The 7205-nt window shown below is 72.9% G+C and carries 6 protein-coding genes and 1 pseudogene; 5 read left to right on the top strand and 2 right to left on the bottom strand.

What is annotated here, in order from left to right:
- Nucleotides 1–329 (top strand): annotated as a pseudogene (locus tag AC5LSR_RS19805) (SARP family transcriptional regulator); the annotation flags it as partial.
- An 80-nt stretch (nt 330–409) separates the two neighbouring features.
- Here the strand turns inward: AC5LSR_RS19805 and AC5LSR_RS19800 are convergent.
- Together AC5LSR_RS19800 and AC5LSR_RS19795 are read right to left on the bottom strand one after the other, a co-directional pair.
- A complete protein-coding gene (locus AC5LSR_RS19800) occupies nt 410–988 on the bottom strand; it encodes a GNAT family N-acetyltransferase (RefSeq protein ID WP_493468806.1) in 579 nt (192 codons plus the stop codon).
- Between the two features lie 5 nt (nt 989–993).
- On the bottom strand, nt 994–1335 hold the full coding sequence (locus AC5LSR_RS19795) for a hypothetical protein (RefSeq protein ID WP_493468808.1): 342 nt from the start codon (nt 1333–1335) through the stop codon (nt 994–996).
- On the opposite strand from AC5LSR_RS19795, the gene AC5LSR_RS19790 reads away from it, so the two are divergent.
- From AC5LSR_RS19790 to AC5LSR_RS19775, 4 genes are all read left to right on the top strand, one after another.
- Nucleotides 1228–2928: an NsdA family TPR-like regulatory protein gene (locus AC5LSR_RS19790; protein WP_493468807.1), complete on the top strand. Its 1701-nt coding sequence runs from the start codon at nt 1228–1230 to the stop codon at nt 2926–2928. The two genes, AC5LSR_RS19795 and AC5LSR_RS19790, sit on opposite strands and share 108 nt — an antisense overlap.
- Nucleotides 2921–3595, top strand: coding sequence for a 2'-5' RNA ligase family protein (locus AC5LSR_RS19785; protein WP_493468805.1), 675 nt, complete (start codon nt 2921–2923; stop codon nt 3593–3595). The genes AC5LSR_RS19790 and AC5LSR_RS19785 overlap by 8 nt, the downstream gene beginning before the upstream one ends.
- Before the next feature lie 239 nt (nt 3596–3834).
- Nucleotides 3835–4011: an FxLD family lanthipeptide gene (locus AC5LSR_RS19780; protein ID WP_493468804.1), complete on the top strand. Its 177-nt coding sequence runs from the start codon at nt 3835–3837 to the stop codon at nt 4009–4011.
- A 107-nt stretch (nt 4012–4118) separates the two neighbouring features.
- Nucleotides 4119–7205: lantibiotic dehydratase (locus tag AC5LSR_RS19775; RefSeq protein WP_493468803.1), on the top strand; the 3087-nt coding region annotated here is incomplete at its 3' end.

Below are 7205 nucleotides of genomic sequence, written 5' to 3'. Positions count from 1 at the left end.
GCTCCACCCTGACCACCACGGTCGTGGCAGTAGCCCTCCTACTCGCCGAACTCCACCTCGACCGCGGCGACCACCCCGCCGTCCTGAACACCACCACCCGCGGCCTGACGATCCTGCCCGCCCACCCCGGCCTGTTCGCCCTCCGCATGCGCGCCCACGCCGCCGTCGGCGACCGCGCCGCCGTCACCGCCGAATACCACGCCTACCTCCACGCCGAACAAGCCGACCCACTCACCGACGGCGACACCGACCGCGACCTCGAAACCCTCCACCACCAACTCACCCGCCCACGCTCCCGGATGTCGGCTTCTTCAGCAAGATCCGTTTAAGGGGTGCCAAACCCGCCGAAATCGATCTTCGGATGTGGAAAAGTAATCAGTGGCGCCAGACACGTCACAAATCTATATATTTAGGAAACGGCGTCGGATGACGATGCCGGTGATGCGGGGCCGTGCGGCCATTCGTGTTCCAGGACGGAGTAGAGCAGGCTGTCGCGCCACGCCCCGTTGGTGTGGACGTGGTCGCGGATACGGCCCTCATAGGAAAAACCGGCCCGTTTGACCACGGCGACGGACGCGGCGTTGTTCGGACCGATCGCGGCGCTGACGCGGTGCAGGCCCAGCTCACCGAAGCCGAACGTGACCAGCACCCGCACGGCGTCGGTGGCGTAGCCACGGCCCCAGTGGTCGGCGTGGATGGCGTAGCCAAGCTTGGCCGCCTTGACCCCGTCCAGGCCGAGGCGGGCGAAACCGAGCGGCAGACCGTCCCGCTCGACCGCCAGGTAGTACTCGGTACGCGGATCCTGCCGTGCCCGGGCCAGAATCCCGTCGATCATCGTGGCGGTCTGGTCCAGGGTCTTCGCGGCGAAGGAGAGATGATCGGTCACCCGCGGGTCCCCGACGACGGCGTGCGCCGCCGCCACGTCCGCCGCCGTGAAATCACGAACGGTGACCAGACTGCCGGTGAGGTGCACAGGATGAGGAGTCACGGCAGTCACCGTGGCAGAGCCGCGACCGGGGTGCGCGCGAACGCCTCGATCTCCTCGCGGAGATCCCGCGCGGCAGGGTCACGGACGAGCGGCGAACGCGCGAGAGCACCCTGGACCCGCTGCACGGAGTGCACGATGCCGTTGATCCGCCGGTCCGGAGGGAGATCGAGTACCGCGGACAGGGCCTCGGTGGCGCCGTCGAGCTCGCCGCGCGCGATACGGACGTGGGCAAGCCCGGCATGGCTGCCGGCCTGATCCCCGAACGCCCACTCCGGGCGGCCGGGATCACGGTACGCCTCGACGGCGGCGGCCGAACAGGTCTCCGCGGCAGCGATCTCCTCCGGCAACCAGGATGTTCCGTGTCTCGGAGGATGCCGTTCGGCGCGGTCGATGGCCGCGGGCCTCCTCGGCGTTGCCGAGCGCGGCCCACGCCCGCCCCTCATGGTCGGCGACCCTTCAAACCAGGAGACGGGCTGGAGGAAGAAAATCGTGGCAGCGGCGGCTGGCTGAGGGAGGCACCGGGAGTGGTGGCGGTGGCGAGGTGGTCGGGTCGGGAGACCCGGGCGCTGCGTGAGGCACGGCGGATGAGCGTGCGTGCCTTCGCCGCGCACCTGGGTGTCACCGTCGCCTCCGTCTCCAACTGGGAGCGGCGCGGTGAACGGATCCGGCTGCGGGACGAGACCCAGGAGATCCTCGACCGGGATCTCGATCTGGCCGGTGACGACGTCCGCGCACGGTTCGAGGCGGCTCTCGCAGGCTTGTCAGCAGGGACCAGCTCGTCGCCGGTGGCCGATGGCCTCGGTTCCATCCTGACGCCTGCTGGCCGGGTGGGTGCGGCGCCCGCCGTACGGCGGCCGGAAGAGGCAACTGACCCGGATACAACCGACGTCGGCGGGCCGCCGGCAGACTGGCACCTCGAAGATTCTGATCTTCGTGACGTGCTGCCGTCGCGGCCGAGTCCGGTGGAGGACGAGAGTGTTGTCGACGTGCTCGGGCGGATCCATCGGCGTAACCGGAAGGTGGATCCAGAGGTTGTCCGGCTGCTGAGTGACGATGTTCTGAACGTCGTTGCTCGATATGAGGAACTGGACCACGCCGATTTCGTCCCGGGGCTGCGCGGCCAGCGTGCCTGGCTGGAGTCGCTGATCGACGAGTGCGGATGGCCGGAGCAGCGCCGCCAGCTGTTCGGGGTGGCGTGCGCGGCGTCGGGCGTTCTCGGATATGTGGCGGTAGGTCGGGGCCGGTTCGCGCTGGCCTGGGCGTACTGCGCGGAGGCGCTCCAGCTCGGCGAGTTCGCGAAGCGGCCGGATCTTGTGGCGTGGGCTCGCGGGTTGCAGAGCTTCTGCGCCTACTACATGCGGGACTACACCGCGGCGCTGGAACTGGCGGTCGACGGGCTGCGGCACGCCGGGACGGGGCCGCAGAGCGTGCGGCTCGCGGTGAACGCAGCGGCCCGGGCGATGGGCAAGCTCGGAGACGTCCAGGGCGTGCATCGCCTGGTCGGACAGGCCCAGGAGTTGTTGTCCCGCCAGGATGTGCCGCCGGGGATCGCGTCCAGCATCGGTTTCGGCTGCTACAGCGAGGCGCAGGTGGCGAGTAACGCGGCCACCGCCTACGTGTCGTTGGGTATGCCGGAGCAGGTCCGGCACCATCTGGACCGGGCGCTGCCCGCTGTCATCGCAGACGGGTCGCCGTGGAGCCGCGCGCTGGTCACGATCGATCTGGCGACCGCGTTGGCGCAGCCCAGACAGGCTGATCTGGAGAAGGCGTGCGAGCTGGTCCTGGAGGCGCTCAGTGTCACGGCGGACCGCCCGGTCATCTCGGTCCAGCACCGCGCGGAGGAGTTCGCCCGCTACGCGGCCGGGCGCTGGGGCCAGGCCCGCGAGCTCGACACCGTCCGGGACGCACTGGCACATGCCGCGCGGGGAACCCGTGCCTGATCCCGTCGGCGCCGCCGGTACCGGCCCGGCCGCCGCCGTCGGCACGGCCGACCGGTTCCGCCAGCTTCACCGGCTGCACAACCACTGGGCTCAGCCGGGTGGAGGCCCCTCCTGGCAGTGGTATCTGACCTTCGAGGACTGCCCGGCGCTGCGCACGCTGGCCGCACGCTGCCAGGCAGCGGTCGCGTTTCCCTACTACGACCTCATTCCCCCGGACGGGCTGCACCTCACCCTCGACCGGATCGCGGCCATGGACGAGATCACAGCCGGGCAGGTGGCCGAGGTCGCGGCAGCCGCCGCGCGGGCCTGCGCGGCCCTGGCGCCGTTCGACATCTCCATCGGCCGGCTCGGCGGGACAGCGGGTGCCCTCGGATTCGCGGTGGACCCCGCCGAGCCGCTACGCCAGCTACGCGACGCGCTGCACGAGGCAACCCGCTCGGCCGTTCCCGGCGTGCGCCCGCCAGACCCGGAGTTCGCCCCGCACGTGTCGATCGCCTACTGCAACACCGACGGGATCCCGGCGACACAGGCCGTCGCCGCGGTGGAGAAGCTGCGGACGCTTCCACCTGTCACAGCCACCGTCAGAGCCGCGGTGATCGTGCGACTGGAGCGGCGCGAGCGGGCCTACGTGTGGCAGCCGGTCGCCAGGACGCCGCTTCCAGCCTGAGCCCCGCCGCTCGACACCCTCCGCGGACACCCGTCTGGGACGTGGCCAGCCGGCTGCGGAACCCCGGACCGGGTTCCGTCGCGGCGCCGAAGACCAGGACAAGACCGGTACAGGGCTGACTATCCCCTGTATGTCACACAAGGCAAGATCTTCCTTACGTTCGGCAGGCACGCTGAGCGCGTCACGCGACGGACGCGCATCGGCGCGTTCAGGGCCTGCCATGCCCGAAGGGAGTTCCTATGACCATCTCGACCGCTTCTTCGTTGCCCGCGGTGGCTGCGTCCTCGCCGGCCACGGCGGACGGGGGTGACGACTTCCGGCTCGATGTGCGGATCGTCGAGTACGGCCCGGTGGCGGCGGTGCTGCTGGGTGACACCGACGACGGGTGCGACACCGTCCGCGGCAGCGACTGCTGACAGGCTCGCGGCCCGTCCCCGTCCCCGACGCCGGGCCGGAAACGGGGTGGGGACGGGCCGTGGCCCCTCGCTTCTGCGGGAAACGACGTGAAGGTGGTGACGATCTGGTGCGCGGGCACGGCTGGTACCGGCCTGTCGACGGGGCGCTGCTGCGCGCCAGCGTGGGCATCGACGCTGATGCTGTCCCGCGCTGGCCTGACGGCAGCGCGGGGGACGACGCGGAAGCCTGGCGGACGTGGATCCGCCGGGTCTGGGCGGCGGGTGACGTGGCCGAGGCGGTGACGGTGGCGAGCCCGGTCTTGGCCGGCCGGGTCGCGGCGGTGCGGGCCGGCGAGGTCCGGGAGGTGGCGCGGTTGCGGCGGGTGGCGGTGTCGCTCGCCGGCTACGTGACGCGGCTGCGGGGACGGGCGACGCCGTTCGGGCTGTTCGCCGGGGTCGCGCCGCTGCGGTTCGGCGCGCACACCCGTGGTCTGGGCGGCGCGCTGGCCGGTGGGCGTTGGGCCGTGGCGCGCGCCGACGCCGCCTGGCTGGCGTCCGTGATCACACGGTTGGAGTCCTGTCCCGGCCTGCTGGGCCGGCTGCCCGTGGTGGTCAACGATCTCGCCGTGGTGCGGGGTGGCCGGCTGACCGTGCCCTGGTGGCCGTATGTGAGCGGGCGGCCGGCGGCGGCGGCCACCGTGTCGCTGCGGCACACGGCACCGGTCCGGTACGCGCTTGAGGCGGCCCGTTCGCCGGTCGCCGTCGGCGTGCTGGCTGACAAGCTCGCCGCCGAGTTCCCGCAAGCCGGCGAACCCGCGGTGCGCGAGCTGGTCGCCGGCCTGGTCGCCGCGGGTGCACTGATCAGCAGCCTGCGCCCGCCGCTGACCGTGGCCGACGGTCTCGACCATCTGCTGGCAGAACTGGCGGCGGTGGACGCGGCGACAGTGCCGGAGGCCGCGCCGGTGGTCAGCGAGTTGCTGGCAATCCACCAGGCGCTGAGCGGCCGGCCCGCACCGGCGGCACCCGGTTCCGTGGAGACAGCGGTGGCCGCGCGGATGCGGGCGCTGGCCGACACCGGCATGCCGCCCGTCGCGGTGGACCTGCGGCTCACGGTGGACGTCGCGCTACCGACCGCCGTCTCTGTGGAGGCCGCGTCGGCAGCGAGCGCGCTGGTCCGACTCAGCCCCCATCCCGACGGCGCGCCAGCGTTGCGCGAGTACCACCGCCGGTTCCTGGACCGTTTCGGCCCCGGGGTGGTGGTGCCGATAGCCCAGCTCGTGGCAGCCACCGGCGGACTGGGCTATCCCCGTCACCACCTTGACCCGGACAACGGACGCCGGGCGGAGCTGGGCCGCCGGGACGAACGGCTGCTGGCGCTGGCCCAGCAGGCCGCGCTGGACGGCGTCCGCGAGATCCTGCTGGACGACGACATGATCGACCACCTGGGGCAGGGCACAACCCGATCCCGCGCCGACGCTCGGGGCGGGCCGCCGCGGATACCGCCGCATCTGGACCTGTGCGTCGAGGTCCTGGCGGTCTCGGCGGCGGCGCTGGACGCCGGGGACTTCCTGCTCGCGGTGGCCGGGATCGGGCAGTCGGCGGTCGCGACCAGCGGTCGCTTCCTCTCCCTGCTGCCCCGTGCCGACAGGGACCGGCTCGCCGGGGCGTACGCGTCGCTGCCGGTCGCGGTGGACGGCGCACTGCCGGCACAGATGTCGTTCCCGCCACGCCGGGCGCGGGCGGGCAACGTCCTGGCCGTCCCGCCGGTGCTGCCCGCGGTCATCAGCGTCGGTGAACACCGAGCCGGCCGAGCCGACGACCTCGATCTGCGGGATCTTGCCGTCACGGCGGACCTGGACCGGATGTATGTGGTGTCGCTGTCGCGGCGGCGGGTGGTGGAGCCGACGCTGGTGTGCGCCGCGGCGCGGCACGCGGTGCCGCCGCTGGCGCGGCTGCTCGTCGACGTCGCCCGCGCCGCGTCGGCGACCGTGGGGCTGTTCGACTGGGGCGCCGCCGCCGGCCTGCCGTTCCAGCCCCGGCTGCGCTACCGGCGCACGATCCTCGCGCCGGCTCGCTGGCGGATCCCGCTCGGCGCGCTGCCCGGCGCGGACGCGCCGCTGCCCACGTGGGCGGCGGCGCTGGCCGCGCTGCGGGACCGGCTGCGGCTGCCCGAACAGATCGCTGTCGGTGTCGCCGACCGGCAGCTGCGACTGCGGCTGGACGACCCGATGCACGTCGCGCTGCTGCGCGGTCTGGCGCGAACGACGCCTTCGGCGGAGCCGGTGGTGACGCTGACCGAGGCACCGTCCGAGGGCGAGTACGGATGGTGCCAGGGTCGTGCGCACGAGGTCCTGATCCCGATGGCGAGTACCGCGGCCCCGGCCCCTGCCCCGGGCGTCCTGACCCGGCCGGGGCCACTGCCGCTGGTCGACCCCGGCGACGACGTCCTGCCGGGCACGGGGATGCTCTACGCGAAGATCTACGGTGACCCGGACGGGTTCACCACCGTCCTGGTGGAACATCTCCCAACCCTGCTGGCGGAATGGGACATCCCGCCGCGGTGGTGGTTCGTCCGCTACCGCGACCCGGCACCGCACCTGCGGATCCGGCTGCACACCGTCGACACCGACTACGGGCGGGCCGCCGCCCGAGCCGGCGCATGGGTGGCCGAGCTACGCCGCCACGGCCTGGCCGACACGCTGGCGCTGGACACCTACCGGCCGGAGCCGGCCCGCTACGGCCGGGGCGCCGCCCGGGTCGCAGCCGAGGAGCTCTTCGCTGCGGACTCCGCCGCCGCTCTCGCCGAACTGGCCACGCCAACTGCGGCGGACGACGGCGATCAGCAGGCGCTGACCGCGGTCAGCCTCGCCGACCTCACCGGCGCGGTCCTGGGCGGCCGGGCCGCCGGGCTGGCCTGGCTGATCGCACAGCGCGACGGCACCGGAACCGTCCCGGTGGACCGCGACGTCCGACGCCGAGCCCTCCAGCTCGCCGCCGCCTACACGAGCCTCGACGCCCCGGAAGCCGCCGCCCCACCCGTGCCCGCGCTCGCAAGCGTGACGATCGCGGCGGCGTGGCGGACACGCCGTGACGCGGCCAGCGCCTACGCCCGTCTCCTCGGCGCCGGACAGACGGGAGTGACACCGGCGGGGGTGCTGAGGTCGTTGCTCCATCTGCACCACAACCGGGTCCACGGCCCCGGCGCGGACACCGAA

The organism is Protofrankia sp. CiP1_Cm_nod4, from assembly GCF_982290645.1.
The sequence above is the reverse complement of the archived record's forward strand: the minus strand, read 5'-3'. Positions and strand labels throughout refer to the sequence as shown.

Bases quoted from the DNA above. Each gene is read 5' to 3' on its own strand.
- AC5LSR_RS19790 (WP_493468807.1), top strand. From the start codon at position 1,228: ATGGCTGCCGGCCTGATCCCCGAACGCCCACTCCGGGCGGCCGGGATC.
- AC5LSR_RS19780 (WP_493468804.1), top strand. From the start codon at position 3,835: ATGACCATCTCGACCGCTTCTTCGTTGCCCGCGGTGGCTGCGTCCTCG.